We start from the raw sequence: 16,063 nt of genomic DNA, 5'->3' as shown, positions 1-16,063 counted from the left end.
GGGAGCAGGACCGATGATAGGTATCAGTTTTACCCGCAACACCATGGCGGCGCGCAAGCGTATCGCCCTGGTGGCCCATGATCACTGCAAGGTATTCCTGCTCGATTGGGCCGAGCGGCAAAAGGAGCGCCTGGCCCGGCACGAACTGGTGGCGACCGGCACCACCGGCCTGCTGCTGAACAAGCGCCTCGGCCTGCCGGTGGAAAGCATGATCAGCGGCCCGCTGGGCGGCGACCAGCAGCTCGGCGCGCGGATCGCCGAGCAGCGTGTCGATTTGCTGGTGTTTTTCTGGGATCCCTTCGAACCACAGCCCCACGATCCGGATATCAAGGCCTTGCTGCGGGTCGCGGCGGTCTGGAACATTCCCGTGGCCTGTAACGAATGCACCGCCGACTACCTGCTCAGCAGCCCGCTGATGGAGCAGGCCCATGAGTATCGGGTACCGGACTACGACGCCTATCTGTCAGCGAGGCGCTAGCCTCGACGGGCCGTACCGACCGGCCGGACAAAGGAAAAAGCCTCGTGGGTCACGAGGCTTTTCGAGAGGGCAAGGGCGCGTCAACTTTGCGGCTTCAGTCCCTGGGAAAGACCGAACATGAACAACAGCAGATCATGATCGGGCTTGACGTCCCCACCCACCTTGGCCACCCGCGGCAACGGACAGTGCCCGGTGCCATTGGCCGTGGTGAGTATCCGGGTGCCTGGCTGCTCCCAGGCCACCAGGGCCAGCGACGCAATAGCCAGTGCACTGAGCAAAAACAAACCTCGAGCTATTTCTAACTTCATCGCCGTAAACCTTTGATGGTGCTGCCGAACGCCATACCGTAAAAGTAGCTCAGCTTGTTCCAGTCCGTGTCATTCCACGACGAATGGCGCCGCAGTTGTTTCATGTCATGGGCCGCCGCCCGACGACGACTCAGGCGCTGGCGGGCTTTCTCCAGGTCCAGCAGGGCCACCTCGACATTGGCCGACTCACCCTCGCCACTGACCCGGACAAACACGTGCTTGATGTACAGGCAGCCGTGCTGCCAGCGACCGCGATGCATCCGCGCCAGGGTGCCGGCCAGCTCCTGCAGCACACGATCATGCACGGCCTCGCCGTGGCGCTCGCGACCACCTTCGGCATACCAATTCTCGATCTCGATGAAACCGTCCAGGGCCGCCGTCACCAGCAGGGCCTGCCATGCCCCCTCGCTGCTGCGCCGGGCGCCGCAGAACACCAGCTCGGGCACCGCTACATCAAGCATGCGCAACCCCTTCAGCGCAGCCTGCTCGCGCAGGACCGTCGGTCGGCCGAAGGGGTGCAACAGGCTGCGGTAGGTATGCCCCACCTGGCGTTTCACATACAACAGTCGACCGCTCGTACCCATCAACCGCTGAACACCACTTTCCCCGCCTCGGCGCTGGTTGGGCTCTTCAACCCACTCGCCCTTCTGTTGCCAGAAATATTCGAAGCGATTCTCGGTGACATCTTTCGCGTGCGATACGTACTCAACGGTCATCCTGTTACCTCTTGCGCAATATATAAACCCGCCACATGGCGTAGAGCGGGAAAAAATCCAGGTGTTCCTGGATGCGAAAACCCGCTTGCCTGAATTCTTCTTCTACCTTGGCCGCAGGCAACACATAGCGGTTCTGGTAACCGTCCTGTGCACCGTCGGCCTGTCGTTCGCGCTCCAGCCGCTTGCGCCGCCAGGCCTTGAAATTCCCGTCGACCCAGAGTGAAACGATCACGCTGTCACGGGTTACCCGCTGGAATTCCTCCAGCAATGCCACACGATGCGCCGATTCGCCGATATGGTGTAGCAGACGCATGCAGAAAATGCTGTCGACGGCGTTATCAGGCAAGTCGATATCAAATGCCGACGTCTGCAGCGGTCGTATCCGCTTGACCACCTCGGCCGGCTGCGCCTTGAGCGCGGTTTCCAGCATGGGCGCCGAGTTATCGGCACCGATGATCACCCGGTTGGGTTTCTCCGCCAGCAGCGGCCAGAACCGTCCGGCCCCACAGGGCAAGTCGAGCACCAGGCCCGGCTCGCCCGCCAGGGCCAACGCGGCACGCGCCAGTTGCTCATCACGCTTGTGGGACAACCGACGAGCCAAGCCATCCTTGTGCTTGAGCAGATACTGTTGAGCATGTTTGTCGTCGTACTTGTCGGAAAATTCAAGTTTTATCGGGGAATTCATCACCATCTCCTGTAGCTGACAGCGCTACATTAGGTAGGTGCGTGTTAGCGACAGGTCGTCCCCTCGTGAAAATTTTGTTCTGTCCCGAACAAACCATTACAAAGTTTTACAGGCTAGACGTGATAGCCGAGGGCCATATCTGTACACTTCGACGAAGTCTGTGCCCTGAAGAAACAGGGCACGGCAGGAAATCAGGCAGCGGGCCGCGCCAGGTCCACATGGAAGCGGCAACCACTGGGCTCCATGGTCGTCAGGCTGACAGACCAGCCCTGGTTCTCGCAGATCCGTTGCACCAGCGAAAGCCCCAGCCCCAGGCCCTCACCCCGTTTCTCATCACCCCGCACAAAAGGCTGGAACATCGCCGCGCGCTTTTCTTCCGGGATCCCGACACCGCTGTCCTCGACCACGAACCCCGACGGTTCGAGGGTCAGGCGGATAAAGCCGTGTTCGGTGTAGTGCAGGGCATTGCGCAACAGATTGCCCATCACCGCATGCAGGAAGGTCGCGTTGTAACGGGTATCCAGGGGACTGCCCGGCTCGAAGATCAGCTCCAGGCCTTTCTCTTCGATAGGCGCCCGCCACAGGCCGATCAGATCCTCGGCCACCAGCTTGAGCGAAACCTGCGGTGACATGCTGGCGTCTTCACGCTGGGCACGGGCCAGCATCAGGAAGGTCTGCACCAGCTCGCGCATTTCCTCGCAGGCCCGGGCAATACGTTCGACCTGATTACGCCCGCGCTGATCGATCGCCGGGTTTTCCAGCAGCAGCTCGCAGGAACTGGCCAGCACCATCAGGGGCGTGCGCAACTCGTGGCTGACATCACTGGTAAACAGCCGTTCGCGGGTCAGGGCCTGACGCAAGCGTCCCAGCGTCGCGTCGAACGCCACCGCCAACTCACCCACCTCATCCGCCGCATAGTCGGGCGCCAGGGGCGGTGCGAGCCCGAGCAACTGGTCACGGTGACGCACCTGGCGGGCCAGCCGCACCACCGGAGCCATCACCCGTCGGGCCAGGACCCAGCCGAGGAACACCGCCAGGGCGAGGGCCAGGACAAATCCCACCAGCACTACCGCGAACAGCACCCGCTCGCGCTCCTCGAAGTCGCTCTGGTCCTGCAGCAGCACGTAGCGCCGGCCGTCGACGACCTCGACCATGGCGTGATAGGACAGCTGTTCGCGAAAGACTTCATGAAATCCGGGATCGAGGTGGCGCAAATCCTTGGGCAACTCGAAATCGCCCTTGCCGCCACTGTAGTAGAACAACTGGTCGGGCTCGGGCCGGTGGCTCCAGTCCCCCACGCTGTCCATCAACAGCAGGCGCTGCAGATCCCCACCCAGGCCGGCGGAGATGAGTTTTTCCTCGACCAGATGGACCGTGGCGACGATCCCCATGGCAAAGGCCCCCGCCACCAACGCGCTCATCAGGGCAAAGGCGATGATGATGCGCTGGGCAAGACTCTGCTTAAACTCCATCACGGCCCTCGGCCAGGCGGTAACCAACGCCGTGCACGGTGTGCAGCAACGGCTTGTCGAACGGTTTGTCGATCACCTGGCGCAACTGGTGCACATGGCTGCGCAGGCTGTCGCTGTCCGGGCAGTCGTCGCCCCAGAGGGCTTCCTCGAGAATCTCCCGACGCAAGACGTGCGGGCTTTTCTGCATCAGCACCGCCAGCAGCTTCAGGCCGACCGGATTGAGCTTGAGCAGGCGACCCTGGCGGGTGACTTCCAGGGTATCCAGGTCATAGCTCAGGTCACCCACCTGCAAGGCGCGCCGGCCGCCACCCTGGGCACGGCGCAACACCGCCTCGATACGTGCAGCCAGTTCCGACAGGGCGAAGGGCTTGAGCAGGTAGTCATCGGCACCGGACTTGAAGCCCTGCAAACGATCATCGAGCTGGTCACGGGCCGTCAGCATGATCACCGGGGTGTCACGCCGGGCATCCTCGCGCAAGCGCTTGCACAGGGTGTAGCCGTCGATCCCGGGCAGCATGATATCGAGCACGATCAGGTCGTAGTGCTCGGTAGCGGCCAGATGCAGACCCGACAGGCCGTCCTGCGCGCAATCGACGGTATAGCCTTTAAGCCCCAGGTAGTCGGCCAGGTTGGCGAGGATATCGCGGTTGTCTTCAACCAGTAGAATTCGCATGGGTACTCTCTCCGTACGCGGTAACGGCCGTCTTGGCCCGCGCAGCTTAAGGTGTAGTTCGGCTCACGGCTAGGGCGCGAAGATTTAATGGTTTTTTCACCCGAGGTTCACGGTACGGGCACAGCCTCACCGCTAAAATCGGGCATCCCCTCTCTATTATCCCTGGCCCGGCGCCCTCCCCAGCGGCCTGTCGGCCGGTCATCGGGAGAAAATCGCGCCCATGAAAAAGCCCCGCACCAGGCGGGGCTTTTCTGTACGGGAGCCGGGTGGCTTACATCATGCCGCCCATGCCACCCATGCCGCCCATGTCTGGCATGCCGCCGCCAGCTGCGCCTTCTTTCTTCGGTGCTTCAGCCACTGCTGCTTCGGTGGTCAGGATCAGACCGCCGATGGAGGAAGCTGCCTGCAGCGCCGAGCGGGTCACCTTGGTTGGATCCAGGATGCCCATTTCGATCATGTCGCCGTACTCGCCAGTCGCAGCGTTGTAACCGAAGTTACCCTTGCCGTTCTTGACTTCGTTGACCACGACGCTTGGCTCGTCACCGCTGTTGGCGGAGATCTGGCGCAGCGGTGCTTCAACGGCACGACGCAGGACAGCGATACCGACGTCCTGATCGGCGTTGTCGCCTTTCAGTTCGCTGATGGCTTGCAGGGCACGGATCAGTGCCACGCCACCGCCAGGGACCACGCCTTCTTCGACGGCTGCGCGGGTTGCGTGCAGGGCGTCTTCAACGCGGGCTTTCTTCTCTTTCATTTCAACTTCGGAACCGGCACCGACCTTGATCACAGCAACGCCACCGGACAGCTTGGCCAGGCGCTCTTGCAGTTTTTCACGGTCGTAGTCGGAGGAAGTCTCGGCAACCTGGGCACGGATCTGGGCGATGCGGGCTTCGATATCGCCCTGTACGCCAGCACCGTCGACGATGATGGTGTTTTCCTTGGACAGGGTGACGCGCTTGGCGCTACCCAGGTGGTCCAGGGTAGTGCTTTCCAGGCTCAGGCCGATCTCTTCGGAGATGACGGTACCGCCGGTCAGGACAGCGATGTCCTGCAGCATGGCCTTGCGACGATCGCCGAAGCCCGGTGCCTTGACGGCAGCGACCTTGACGATACCGCGCATGTTGTTCACAACCAGGGTCGCCAGGGCTTCGCCTTCGACGTCTTCGGCCACGATCAGCAGTGGGCGGCCGGCTTTGGCAACGGCTTCCAGCACTGGCAGCATTTCGCGGATGTTGGAGATCTTCTTGTCCACCAGCAGGATCAGCGGGCCGTCCAGTTCGGCGACCATGGTGTCCGGCTTGTTGACGAAGTAAGGGGACAGGTAGCCACGGTCGAACTGCATGCCTTCAACGACCGACAGTTCGTTTTCCAGGCCCGAGCCTTCTTCAACGGTGATCACGCCTTCTTTACCGACTTTTTCCATGGCTTCGGCAATGATGTCGCCGATGGAGTTGTCGGAGTTGGCGGAGATGGTACCTACCTGGGCGATGGCCTTGGTGTCGGCGCAAGGCTTGGACAGGGCCTTCAGTTCCTTGACGATGGCGATGGTCGCCTTGTCGATGCCGCGTTTCAGGTCCATCGGGTTCATGCCGGCAGCGACAGCCTTCAGGCCTTCGTTGACGATCGACTGGGCCAGAACGGTAGCGGTGGTGGTACCGTCGCCAGCGTCATCGTTGGCACGGGAGGCAACGTCTTTGACCAGCTGCGCGCCCATGTTTTCGAAACGGTCTTCCAGCTCGATTTCCTTGGCAACGGAAACGCCGTCCTTGGTGATGGTCGGAGCGCCGAAGCTCTTCTCGATGATCACGTTACGGCCTTTCGGGCCCAGGGTCGCTTTTACCGCGTCAGCCAGGACGTTGACGCCTTTGAGCATTTTCTTGCGGGCGGAGTCGCCAAACAGAACTTCTTTAGCAGCCATGATCGTAATTCCTTGAATACTTTGTCGTAGCGGGAAAAATGAGCGGGAATCAGCCTTCGATAACAGCGAGAATCTCGTTCTCAGCCATTACCAGCAGGTCTTCGCCGTCTACTTTCACAGTGTTGCTGCCGGAGTAAGGGCCGAACACAACCTTGTCACCCACTTTCACGGCCAGCGCACGAACTTCACCGTTGTCCAGCACGCGGCCGGTACCTACAGCGAGAACTTCACCGTGGTTGGCTTTCTCGGCAGCCGAACCTGGCAGGACGATGCCGCCAGCGGTTTTCTTTTCTTCTTCGCTGCGACGGATGACGACGCGGTCATGCAGAGGACGAAGCTTCATTGTCGATCTCTCCTAATTATGGTTTTCAGCGACCGGTATCGATACCGGCCTGTTAGCAAATCCGGCGTGGCCGGTTGCGGCTCGACAAGCGAACCGCAGAAGACTGTCTGGCGATTTACGCCAAAAACCTTGCGGTGACCGTTACATAGGGGCGCCAAAGGTAATTACAAGGGCAAGGTGACGATTTTTTTTGCAGGTGACAGTTCCCGTAAAACACACACGGCACCCGAAGGTGCCGTGCGGGGTGATAGCGATCGATCAGGAGTCGCGGTGTTCGAACTCGCCTTCGATCACATTCGGCTGACGGCCATTGGCCGGCGCGGCGCCGTGCTGGCCACGTGCATGCAGGTCGTCGGCGAAGGCACGCTGGCGCATGGCCTGCTCCTCGGCGCGGCGACGCATCCTGCCGACCGCCAGTCGGCGGGTGACCGGCAACAGCAACAACAGGCCGAGCACATCACTGATAAACCCCGGCAACAGCAGCAGGCCACCACCCAGGGCCAGCATCAGGCCCTCAAGCACGGTCTGGGCCGGCAACTCTCCACGGCTCAGGCTTTCACGCGCCCGGAACGCGGTAGCCAGACCGGCCACCCGCAGGACCAGCACACCAAGCGCCGAACCGAGAATGATCAGGGCCAGCGCCGGGAAAAAGCCGATGGCCGTGCTGACCTGGAAAAACACATACAGCTCTAGCACCGGAAACAGCAGAAAGAGCAATAGAAAAGCGCGCATCAAATGGTTCCTCTACGGAAGAATGCCTTCCAGTAAACATCAGATGACGTCGGCACTTCGTGAATTCAAGCCTCGGCCGCCTGCTTTTTCGGCCATTGCTGCGCGTGGGCCAGGGAAACCAGGGCCTCGCGAACCTGCGCCGGCGTGTTGCAAGGTGTTTCAAAAGCCAGCCAATACAGGCCCTGGCCGATCCGCAGGTGCATCCCTTCCGTGTCGATACCCGCCAACTGGGCCGGTACGCTGCGTGGCAGCCCGGCCAGTTCGACATAATGGGCAATCGCCTTGGCATGATCGCTGTTCATGTGTTCGACCATGCTGACTTCCGCCTTGCCGGCGAACGGGTTGGCCAGGGTCACCTGGTCCAGCCAGTGGATCGCGCCGAAGCCGCCGATATAACGATGACGCACCGGCTTGAGTACCCAGAAATCGAAATCATGGGCCTTGTGGTAATTCGCCGAGTCCGGGAAGTAACGGTAGTAGCGCTCGGCGGCCGCTTCGATGGCCTCGGGCTCGACGAGCTTCTCGGCCTCGGCCAGGTAGGTCAGGCGGCCGACCGCCTGGACATCCTCGGCCTCCCGCTCGCCCACCAGCAGGGAACATTTCGGGTCTTTCTGCAGATTGTGGGTGTGCTGGGCGATCCGGCTGATCAGGATCAGCGCAAGGCCCTGGTCATCCAGGCAGTAAGGCACCACGGAGCCGAACGGAAAACCGGGCATGGCCTTGGAATGCGTCGACAACACGCCCCGGTACTCCTTGAGCAGCAACTCACGCGCATTCTTGGCAACCTCAACGCTCACCTTGTGACTCCTCATGCAAAATCCACTGGTTGCCTTATAGCATCCCCGGCCCTTACCAGGCCACGCCGAAGCCGACGGTGTAGCGGGTCTTGTTGAGGCTGGTGTCATCGTCGCCATTAATGATGTCGCGTTCGGCCTTGAGGTTCAGCGAAGCCCACTCGGTCACCTTGTAACGCAGGCCCATGTCGGCATCCAGGGAGTACTTGGAAGGGCCGCTCAACGGCCGGCCAACCTCACCGGTGGTGAAGAACTCCACGGTCTTGCCGATCAGGTACCGGTTGTAGTCCCACTTCATGCCCAGTGAGTAGAAGTTCTTCTTCTCGCCATCGTCATATTCGTAGTGGGTGTTGTTGACCAGCGCGCCGAGGGAGAACGCCCCCAGCTCATCATCCCAGAACTGGTAGCCCGGGCCGGTACCGACGGTGCGCTGGCGGGACAGGTCCTCGACCCGGTCGCGCTTGTAGGTCAGGCGTCCCTGCCAGAACCATTTTTCAGTGATGAAGCGGTCGAGGGCGTACTCGACACCCCAGTTGTCCGTGGTCACCACATTGTCCTGGAACTCGCGGTTGTACTCGCCTTCGGCGTGATGCCGCCAGGCGCCATGGCGGGCCGTGGTCTTGAAGTCGATGTCGTAGTCGTCGGTGTCTTTTTCCGCGCGCTTGTAATCCAGGGCCACATCGACGTTGCCTTTCCAGACCAGGTCTTCGATCACCGGCTTGGGCTTGACGATCTGCTGGATGCTCGCCAGTTCCACGGTCTTCGGCGCCTCGCCATTGGCCAGGGTCACCTTGCCGGCCTCGGCGGCCTGCAACGACTTGGTCTTCTCGCCGGTGTAGGCATCCTGCTTGACCAGCAGTTCCTGATCGCTTTCCAGGGTCTTGACCTGGGCCCAGTCCACCGCAACGGCTCCGGCGTACTCGGTCTGCACAAGCAGCTTGCCGCCGTCGAACAGCTTGATCTTGCCACTCAGGCGATCACCGTTCTTCAACCAGACGGTATCGGCCAGCAAGGGCGTGGAGGCGCTGAAAACAGCAAGGCACAGCAGGGTTCTGGACAACATAGGCAACACAGGGCTCGGGTTTGCGGAAAAAAAACGGCATTATCCCGCTGGACAATGCCTTAACAAGGACTGACCGGGCAAACAGGAGTCGAGTTCAATAATCACTCTTAATAAGCGGAAATCTCTTACTTTCAGAGGCAAAAATTTTCCATAGGAATGGCCCCGTGAGCGAAGAAACAGCCAGTGAAAGCCCGGCCCAGATGCGGCGTACGGCCCTTTACCTGACCCTGGCCCAGGTGCCCGAAGGCAAGGTCGTCACCTATGGCCAACTGGCCGAACTCGCCGGGCTCGGTCGAGCGGCCCGCTGGGTCGGACGGACCTTGAGCCAGTTACCGGCCGATACCCGCCTGCCCTGGCACCGCGTATTGGGTGCCGGTGGTCGGATCAGCCTGCCGGTCGGCAGCCCGTCCGGCGACGAACAACGCGCCCGGCTGCGCACCGAAGGCCTCAGCGTCCTGAACAATCGTGTCGATATCAAGCGTCATGGCTGGCGCCCGATAGAGCACAGCGGTTAGAGTGCGCGCTTTGTTTCCGTCAACCCTGAGGCAGACTCCAGCCCATGCCCCGTAAAACCTGGCGCGCCGCGCTCGCCGCCTATGCCAGCCCCTCGACATTAGTGCTGTTGCTGCTCGGTTTCGCTGCCGGTCTGCCTTACATGTTGGTGTTCTCGACGCTTTCGGTCTGGCTGCGCGAGGCCGGTGTAGCCCGCGAAACCATCGGTTATGCCAGCCTGATCGGCCTGGCGTACGCCTTCAAATGGGTCTGGTCGCCCTTGCTCGACCAATGGCGCCTGCCGCTACTCGGCAAACTGGGTCGCCGCCGCTCCTGGCTGGTCCTGGCACAAACCCTGATTGTCCTCGGATTGATCGGCATGGGCTTCTGCGACCCGCAGAAACACCTGTCCTGGCTGATTGCAATCGCCGTCCTCGTCGCCTTCGCCTCCGCCACCCAGGACATCGCGGTCGACGCCTATCGCCTGGAAATCGCCAACGACAGCCAACAGGCCGCCCTCGCCGCCAGCTATATGTCCGGCTACCGGGTCGCCGCGCTGCTGGCGACCGCCGGCGCGCTGTTTTTCGCCGAAGGCTTCGGCTCCACCGGCTTCAGCTACAAGCACTCGGCCTGGACCGGCACCTATGTGCTGTTCGGCGTCCTGATGATCCCCGCCCTGCTCACCACTTTATTCATGCGCGAACCGCCGGTCCCGCTGCGGACCCAGCTGTCCGCCGGACGCTACAGCTTCGTGCACCAGCTGGCGTCGGTATTCGTGCTGATCATCCTGCTGGTCTCGGTACCGGCAATGTTCACCCAGCTCTACAACACCGACTTCGCCAGCGTGCTGTTCCATGGCGTCAGCCTGCTCGACCTGCTCCTCGAAGACCGCGCCTTCCTGCGCGCGATCCTCTACACCACGCTGACCGTGCTCTGCCTTTCAAGCATGGGCCGCCGCGGACTGGCGCCGGTGCTCACCCCGGTCAACGACTTCATCATCCGCTACCGCTGGCAGGCCCTGCTGCTGCTCGGGCTGATCGCCACCTACCGGATGTCGGACACGGTGATGGGGGTGATGGCCAACGTCTTCTACATCGACCAGGGCTTCACCAAGGACCAGATCGCCGGGGTCAGCAAGATCTTCGGCCTGATCATGACCCTGCTGGGCGCCGGCATGGGCGGCCTGCTGATCGTGCGCTTCGGCATCCTGCCGATCCTGTTCATCGGCGGCGCCGCCTCGGCAGGCACCAACCTGTTGTTCATGTTGCTGGCCGACATGGGGCCGAACCTGAAGATGCTGATTGTCACCATTTCCCTGGACAACTTCAGCTCGGGCCTGGCGACCTCGGCCTTCGTCGCCTACCTGTCAAGCCTGACCAACCTGAAGTTCTCCGCCACCCAGTACGCCCTGCTCAGTTCCATCATGCTCCTGCTGCCACGGCTGATCGGCGGCTATTCGGGGGTGATGGTCGAGAAGTTCGGCTACCATAAGTTCTTTATCGCCACGGCGATAATGGGCGTACCGACCCTGGTGCTGATCGCCGTACACTGGTATCAGGAAGTCCGCCGCGGTGGTGCTACGCCTTCGCCCACCGAAGACGCACAGGAAACCCCGTAAACACTGGGGGAGCCCGGCTCCCCCCGCGTCAGACCGGCCACACGCCTGTACGTCGCCGGATCCCGCCCGTACAATGCTCCGTCATTTCTAGCCATCAGCAACGACAACGGCCAACCATGCGCACCAGTCAATATTTGCTCGCCACACAGAAAGAAACGCCTTCCGATGCGGTCGTGATCAGCCACCAGCTGATGCTGCGCGCCGGGATGATCCGCAAACTCGCTTCTGGCCTGTACACCTGGCTGCCCATGGGCCTGCGCGTGATGCGCAAGGTCGAAGCCATCGTGCGTGAAGAAATGAACGCCGCCGGCGCCCTGGAAGTGCTGATGCCGGGCATCCAGCCGGCCGAGCTGTGGCAGGAATCCGGCCGCTGGGAACAGTACGGCCCCGAGCTGCTGCGCCTGAAGGACCGCCATGACCGCGACTTCTGCGCCGGCCCGACCCACGAGGAAGTGATCACCGATCTGTGCCGCAACGAATTGAGCAGCTACAAGCAGTTGCCGATCAACCTGTACCAGATCCAGACCAAATTCCGCGACGAGATCCGTCCACGTTTCGGCCTGATGCGCGGTCGTGAATTCATCATGAAGGACGCCTACTCCTTCCACGCCGACCAGGCATCGCTGCAGGTCACCTACGACCGCATGCACCAGGCCTACTGCAACGTCTTCACCCGCCTGGGCCTGCGCTTCCGTCCGGTCGAAGCGGACAACGGCTCCATCGGCGGTGCCGGCTCCCACGAATTCCACGTGCTGGCCGAGTCCGGCGAAGACGATATCGTCTTCAGCAACGGCTCCGACTACGCGGCGAACATCGAGAAGGCCGAAGCCGTGCCGCGGGAGACCTCACGTCCCGCACCAAGCGAAGAACTGCGCCTGGTCGACACGCCCGATGCAAAAACCATCGCGCAACTGGTCGAAGGCTACAACCTGCCGATCGAAAAGACCGTCAAGACCCTGATCGTCCACGCCGAAGAAGAAGGCAAGCTGATCGCCCTGATCATCCGTGGCGATCACGAGTTGAACGAAATCAAGGCCGCCAACCAGCCTGGCGTCGCCAATCCGCTGGTCATGGCTTCCGACGCCGAACTGCGTGACGCCATCGGCGCCGGCGCCGGCTCCCTCGGCCCGCTGAACCTGCCACTGCCGATCATCATCGACCGCTCGGTCGAGCTGATGAGCGACTTCGGCGTCGGTGCGAACATCGACGACAAGCACTACTTCGGCCTGAACTGGGAACGCGACCTGCCAGTACCGACCGTCGCCGACCTGCGCAACGTCGTCGCCGGCGACCCGAGCCCGGACGGCAAGGGCACCCTGGAAATCAAGCGCGGTATCGAGGTCGGGCATATCTTCCAGCTCGGCACCAAGTACAGCGAAGCGATGAAGTGCCAGGTCCTGGGCGAAAACGGCAAGCCGGTCACCCTGACCATGGGCTGCTACGGCATCGGCGTGTCCCGCGTGGTGGCCGCGGCCATCGAGCAGAACAACGATGACAACGGCATCATCTGGAGCGACAGCCTCGCGCCGTTCCAGATCGCCCTGGTACCGCTGCGCTACGAAACCGAACAGGTTCGCGAAGCCACCGACAAGCTCTACGCCGAACTGACGGCCGCCGGCTTCGAAGTGCTGCTGGACGACCGCGACAAGAAAACCAGCCCGGGCATCAAGTTCGCGGACATGGAACTGATCGGTATCCCGCACCGGATCGTGGTCAGCGACCGCGGCCTGGCCGAAGGCAACCTGGAATACAAGAGCCGTACCGAGGCCGAGGCGCAAGCGCTGCCGGTCGCCGATGTACTGGCGTTCCTTCAGGCCCGTATCCGTCGCTGAGCCCAGATAGAGACCTCATGTTCAATCGAAGTACCTTAGCCCTCGGGGGCGCCGCCTTGTGCGGCGCCCTGCTGCTCGGCGGCTGCGCCAACCCGATGTCACAGCGCAGCGAGCACGAGGAACGCGTCGAACGCAAATTGCTCGAGCACAGCCTGCAGATCGATGTCGGCGACCCCAGGATCCTCGAACTGCCGCAACGCCGTGTGCGGATCAACGAGCAGAAGACCTTCGAGGTCACCGAGTTCGACGTCACCCGTCGCTATGATCGCTACACGCCCTACCAGCCCTGGCGCAAAGTCTATGAAATACCCCTGGGCGCCGTGGCACTGGTGGGTGGCATCGGCGCCAATGTGGTGAACGTGTTCGCCCTCGGCTCCCTGCCCGCCAGCGTGACCCGTGACTGGATCAGCTATGGCATCGACGGGCTCAACCCGTTCATGAACGTGGAGTCACACGGGCGCGCGCAGCAGAACCTGGCCGGCATCGAGGAAGTCCAGCGCGACAAGCGCATGGAGTATTCGAGCTTGCCGTGGGCCGAACGACCGGTGGAGGTGGTGGCGGGTCGGCAGACCTACGAGCTGACTACCGATCGCCATGGCGTGCTGCGCCTGAACCTGCTGGACAGCCCGTTTGCCGAGCAGGACCTGAATCACATCGGCAGCCTGACGATTCGCGTCGAGGATGCCCAGGATGAAGTCCATTCGGACTCGAGCCTGTCCATCAGCAGCAAGCTGCGGGGCAAGTTGCTGGAGGCGCACGCACTGATCTATGACGATCTGGAGGGCGACGATGTCGGCCAATGGGTCCATCGGGTCAAGCGCCTGTCCGAACTGGGCCTGGAAGAAGAAGCGAGCGAACTGGAACAGAGCCTGATCGAACTGACGCGCAACGATCCCGAGTTGCAGCGCGAGTTTCTCAAGTCGCTGACCCGGAACGCCGGACGCCTGGTGGCGGATCCCGGAGCCAGCTGAACGGCGTCCTTGCGGGGCCTGGTTTGTCCGCTAAACAAGGCCCTTGCAGGACCGTGGCTTGTAAACACGGATCCTGTAGGAGCCTGGCTTGCCAGCGATGAGGCCCGCAAGACCGCCAAAGGCCTCGCGGGCAAACCGCGCCGCCGGAGCACCTGCCCCTACAAGGTTGCATGGCCGGTTTACCGACTGAACAGCTCCAGCTGTTCATGGCCACCACGCAAATCCTGCAAGCGCACGCCAATGCCCAACAGGCGTACCGGTTTCTCCCCACGGGCAAACGCCTGGCTGAGCAACTGACGATAACTCTCCAGATCCCGCGCTGCCCCGGCCTGCTCCAGGGTGGTCTGGGTGAAATCATGAAACTTCACCTTGACGAACGGCTTGCCCGGTCGATAGCTGCTGTCCAGGCGCGCCATGCGTCCGGCGAGGGTTTCCATCAGTTCCGGAAGCTTTTGCAGGCAACTTTCCAGATCGGGCAAATCAACGTCGTAGGTGTTCTCGACACTGACCGACTGCCGCCGACTGTCGTTCTGCACCAGGCGCTCATCGATCCCCCGCGCCAGCCCCCACAAGCGCTCGCCGAAACTGCCGAACTCACGCACCAGGGCCAGTTTGCTCCATTCGCGCAGTTGCAGGCAGTCGCCGATGCCCAGGCGCCCCAGCTTGTCCGCCGTGACCTTGCCGACGCCATGCAGCTTGCTCACTGGCAGGCCGGCGACAAAATCCTCCACCTGGTCGGGAGTGATGACAAACAGCCCGTTGGGTTTCTTCCAGTCACTGGCAATCTTCGCCAGGAACTTGTTCGGCGCAACGCCCGCCGAGACGGTGATATGCAACTGCCTGGAGACCCGGCGCCGGATATCCTGGGCGATCCGCGTGGCGCTGCCGGCAAAGTGCGGGCTGTCGGACACATCGAGGTACGCCTCATCCAGCGACAGCGGCTCGATCAGGTCGGTGTAGTCCCGAAAGATCGCCTGGATTTCCTTCGACGCTTCCTTATAGGCATCCATGCGCGGCTTGACGATCACCAGGTCCGGGCACAGGTTCAACGCGTGCCGTGACGACATCGCCGAACGCACCCCGAAGGCCCGCGCTTCGTAATTGCAGGTGGCGATCACCCCGCGCCGGTCCGCCGATCCGCCCACCGCCAGCGGCTTGCTCGCCAGGCTCGGGTCGTCACGCATCTCGATGGCGGCGTAGAAGCAATCACAGTCGACGTGGATGATTTTGCGTTGCGTCATGGAAGACAGTGTTCATTCAAAAAGGCAGAAACGGTACGGGTCATCAGTATCTCACTGACACCTGTATATAGCACCAGTAGTTTGAATCTTCCTCCAGGGCCGTGGGAAATAACCGATATGAATTTAGTTTTTCAATCGAAACATCCACCGCGATAGAGCTGAAAGCCTTGCCGGGCATGGCCCGCAGACACCCCGAGCGACCCGACAGAAGGGCTAAGCGATTGAACAATAAAGAGGTTTTCCGAAATTAGGGTTTGACAGGCCGGCGTTTCTCTGTAGAATGCCGACACACAGACGCGGGATGGAGCAGTCTGGTAGCTCGTCGGGCTCATAACCCGAAGGTCGTCGGTTCAAATCCGGCTCCCGCAACCAAACACCAGAAAAGGCTACTCGAAAGAGTGGCCTTTTTTGTGTCCGCTTGTTTCTCCCCTCCTCCGCTCCCCTCTATCAGAAAAAAACCTTGATTGTCTGACACTTATCCAATCCAAAGGGACGCACCGGAGTGTTTTTGCATTATTTTGACCATCTGGATCATTAACGGTTGACACCCCGCCGTTCGACTGTAGAATGCCGCCACACAGACGCGGGATGGAGCAGTCTGGTAGCTCGTCGGGCTCATAACCCGAAGGTCGTCGGTTCAAATCCGGCTCCCGCAACCAAATATCAGAAAAGGCTGCTCGAAAGAGTGGCCTTTTTTGTATCCGCCGAAAAAGTCGTTCAACACAGG

The 16,063-nt window shown here is 61.5% G+C and carries 16 protein-coding genes and 2 tRNA genes; 7 read left to right on the top strand and 11 right to left on the bottom strand.

Annotation, left to right across the window (positions count from 1 at the left end; all coding sequences use genetic code 11):
* The first annotated feature begins 13 nt into the window (after positions 1-13).
* Positions 14-478 (top strand): methylglyoxal synthase, encoded by a 465-nt coding sequence (locus tag HX881_RS11285; RefSeq protein WP_017126240.1) that lies wholly within the window; start codon positions 14-16, stop codon positions 476-478.
* A gap of 80 nt (positions 479-558) precedes the next feature.
* Here HX881_RS11285 and HX881_RS11280 read toward each other — a convergent pair whose 3' ends face one another.
* From HX881_RS11280 to HX881_RS11235, 10 genes are all read right to left on the bottom strand, one after another.
* Positions 559-786 (bottom strand): hypothetical protein, encoded by a 228-nt coding sequence (locus HX881_RS11280; protein WP_042935314.1) that lies wholly within the window; start codon positions 784-786, stop codon positions 559-561.
* Positions 783-1,502 carry a lipopolysaccharide kinase InaA family protein gene (locus HX881_RS11275; RefSeq protein WP_017126242.1) on the bottom strand — a complete coding sequence of 240 codons (720 nt, stop codon included), beginning with the start codon at positions 1,500-1,502 and terminating at the stop codon, positions 783-785. Before HX881_RS11275 ends, HX881_RS11280 begins: the two co-directional genes overlap by 4 nt.
* Positions 1,503-1,506: 4 nt before the next feature.
* Positions 1,507-2,187 carry a class I SAM-dependent methyltransferase gene (locus tag HX881_RS11270; RefSeq protein WP_017126243.1) on the bottom strand — a complete coding sequence of 227 codons (681 nt, stop codon included), beginning with the start codon at positions 2,185-2,187 and terminating at the stop codon, positions 1,507-1,509.
* A 191-nt stretch (positions 2,188-2,378) separates the two neighbouring features.
* Positions 2,379-3,659 carry a sensor histidine kinase gene (locus HX881_RS11265; protein ID WP_017126244.1) on the bottom strand — a complete coding sequence of 427 codons (1,281 nt, stop codon included), beginning with the start codon at positions 3,657-3,659 and terminating at the stop codon, positions 2,379-2,381.
* Positions 3,649-4,332, bottom strand: a complete 684-nt coding sequence (gene colR / locus HX881_RS11260; RefSeq protein WP_017126245.1) for a two-component system response regulator ColR — start codon at positions 4,330-4,332, stop codon at positions 3,649-3,651. Before colR ends, HX881_RS11265 begins: the two co-directional genes overlap by 11 nt.
* Positions 4,333-4,603: 271 nt before the next feature.
* Positions 4,604-6,250 (bottom strand): chaperonin GroEL, encoded by a 1,647-nt coding sequence (gene groL, locus HX881_RS11255; RefSeq protein ID WP_017126246.1) that lies wholly within the window; start codon positions 6,248-6,250, stop codon positions 4,604-4,606.
* 49 nt (positions 6,251-6,299) lie between these two features.
* Positions 6,300-6,593, bottom strand: a complete 294-nt coding sequence (locus tag HX881_RS11250) for a co-chaperone GroES (protein WP_017126247.1) — start codon at positions 6,591-6,593, stop codon at positions 6,300-6,302.
* 258 nt (positions 6,594-6,851) lie between these two features.
* Positions 6,852-7,325: an FxsA family protein gene (locus tag HX881_RS11245; protein WP_177084442.1), complete on the bottom strand. Its 474-nt coding sequence runs from the start codon at positions 7,323-7,325 to the stop codon at positions 6,852-6,854.
* Between the two features lie 65 nt (positions 7,326-7,390).
* Positions 7,391-8,122: a DUF2470 domain-containing protein gene (locus HX881_RS11240; RefSeq protein ID WP_177084440.1), complete on the bottom strand. Its 732-nt coding sequence runs from the start codon at positions 8,120-8,122 to the stop codon at positions 7,391-7,393.
* 52 nt (positions 8,123-8,174) lie between these two features.
* Complete coding sequence (locus HX881_RS11235; protein WP_042935315.1) at positions 8,175-9,182, bottom strand: DUF481 domain-containing protein; 1,008 nt, start codon at positions 9,180-9,182, stop codon at positions 8,175-8,177.
* 200 nt (positions 9,183-9,382) lie between these two features.
* Here HX881_RS11235 and HX881_RS11230 point away from each other — a divergent pair, with 200 nt between their 5' ends.
* The 4 genes from HX881_RS11230 to HX881_RS11215 all read left to right on the top strand — a co-directional run bounded on the left by HX881_RS11230 (position 9,383) and on the right by HX881_RS11215 (position 14,095).
* Positions 9,383-9,697 (top strand): MGMT family protein, encoded by a 315-nt coding sequence (locus HX881_RS11230; RefSeq protein WP_218165327.1) that lies wholly within the window; start codon positions 9,383-9,385, stop codon positions 9,695-9,697.
* Between the two features lie 44 nt (positions 9,698-9,741).
* Complete coding sequence (locus HX881_RS11225) at positions 9,742-11,292, top strand: AmpG family muropeptide MFS transporter (RefSeq protein WP_177084438.1); 1,551 nt, start codon at positions 9,742-9,744, stop codon at positions 11,290-11,292.
* A 116-nt stretch (positions 11,293-11,408) separates the two neighbouring features.
* Positions 11,409-13,124, top strand: a complete 1,716-nt coding sequence (locus HX881_RS11220; RefSeq protein ID WP_017126253.1) for a proline--tRNA ligase — start codon at positions 11,409-11,411, stop codon at positions 13,122-13,124.
* A 17-nt stretch (positions 13,125-13,141) separates the two neighbouring features.
* Positions 13,142-14,095, top strand: a complete 954-nt coding sequence (locus tag HX881_RS11215; protein WP_177084436.1) for a hypothetical protein — start codon at positions 13,142-13,144, stop codon at positions 14,093-14,095.
* A 179-nt stretch (positions 14,096-14,274) separates the two neighbouring features.
* Here the strand turns inward: HX881_RS11215 and dinB are convergent, their stop codons facing one another.
* A complete protein-coding gene (gene dinB, locus HX881_RS11210) occupies positions 14,275-15,336 on the bottom strand; it encodes a DNA polymerase IV (protein WP_177084433.1) in 1,062 nt (353 codons plus the stop codon).
* Between the two features lie 295 nt (positions 15,337-15,631).
* On the opposite strand from dinB, the gene HX881_RS11205 reads away from it, so the two are divergent.
* Positions 15,632-15,708: transfer RNA gene (locus HX881_RS11205), tRNA-Met, on the top strand.
* Between the two features lie 210 nt (positions 15,709-15,918).
* Positions 15,919-15,995, top strand: a tRNA-Met gene (locus HX881_RS11200).
* Positions 15,996-16,063 lie beyond the last annotated feature (68 nt).

The organism is Pseudomonas gingeri (genome assembly GCF_013386115.1).
Classification (GTDB): Bacteria; Pseudomonadota; Gammaproteobacteria; order Pseudomonadales; family Pseudomonadaceae; genus Aquipseudomonas; species Aquipseudomonas gingeri.
Note: the sequence above shows the minus strand (reverse complement) of the source record. Positions and strands in the feature narration are given on the sequence as shown.

What these genes read in the sequence shown, in the direction of transcription:
- HX881_RS11285 (WP_017126240.1), top strand. Translation starts at nt 14, where the DNA reads ATGATAGGTATCAGTTTTACCCGCAACACCATGGCGGCGCGCAAGCGT.
- HX881_RS11280 (WP_042935314.1), bottom strand. Translation starts at nt 786, where the DNA reads ATGAAGTTAGAAATAGCTCGAGGTTTGTTTTTGCTCAGTGCACTGGCT.
- HX881_RS11275 (WP_017126242.1), bottom strand. Translation starts at nt 1,502, where the DNA reads ATGACCGTTGAGTACGTATCGCACGCGAAAGATGTCACCGAGAATCGC.
- HX881_RS11270 (WP_017126243.1), bottom strand. Translation starts at nt 2,187, where the DNA reads ATGAATTCCCCGATAAAACTTGAATTTTCCGACAAGTACGACGACAAA.
- HX881_RS11265 (WP_017126244.1), bottom strand. Translation starts at nt 3,659, where the DNA reads ATGGAGTTTAAGCAGAGTCTTGCCCAGCGCATCATCATCGCCTTTGCC.
- colR (WP_017126245.1), bottom strand. Translation starts at nt 4,332, where the DNA reads ATGCGAATTCTACTGGTTGAAGACAACCGCGATATCCTCGCCAACCTG.
- groL (WP_017126246.1), bottom strand. Translation starts at nt 6,250, where the DNA reads ATGGCTGCTAAAGAAGTTCTGTTTGGCGACTCCGCCCGCAAGAAAATG.
- HX881_RS11250 (WP_017126247.1), bottom strand. Translation starts at nt 6,593, where the DNA reads ATGAAGCTTCGTCCTCTGCATGACCGCGTCGTCATCCGTCGCAGCGAA.
- HX881_RS11245 (WP_177084442.1), bottom strand. Translation starts at nt 7,325, where the DNA reads ATGCGCGCTTTTCTATTGCTCTTTCTGCTGTTTCCGGTGCTAGAGCTG.
- HX881_RS11235 (WP_042935315.1), bottom strand. Translation starts at nt 9,182, where the DNA reads ATGTTGTCCAGAACCCTGCTGTGCCTTGCTGTTTTCAGCGCCTCCACG.
- HX881_RS11230 (WP_218165327.1), top strand. Translation starts at nt 9,383, where the DNA reads ATGCGGCGTACGGCCCTTTACCTGACCCTGGCCCAGGTGCCCGAAGGC.
- HX881_RS11225 (WP_177084438.1), top strand. Translation starts at nt 9,742, where the DNA reads ATGCCCCGTAAAACCTGGCGCGCCGCGCTCGCCGCCTATGCCAGCCCC.
- HX881_RS11220 (WP_017126253.1), top strand. Translation starts at nt 11,409, where the DNA reads ATGCGCACCAGTCAATATTTGCTCGCCACACAGAAAGAAACGCCTTCC.
- HX881_RS11215 (WP_177084436.1), top strand. Translation starts at nt 13,142, where the DNA reads ATGTTCAATCGAAGTACCTTAGCCCTCGGGGGCGCCGCCTTGTGCGGC.
- dinB (WP_177084433.1), bottom strand. Translation starts at nt 15,336, where the DNA reads ATGACGCAACGCAAAATCATCCACGTCGACTGTGATTGCTTCTACGCC.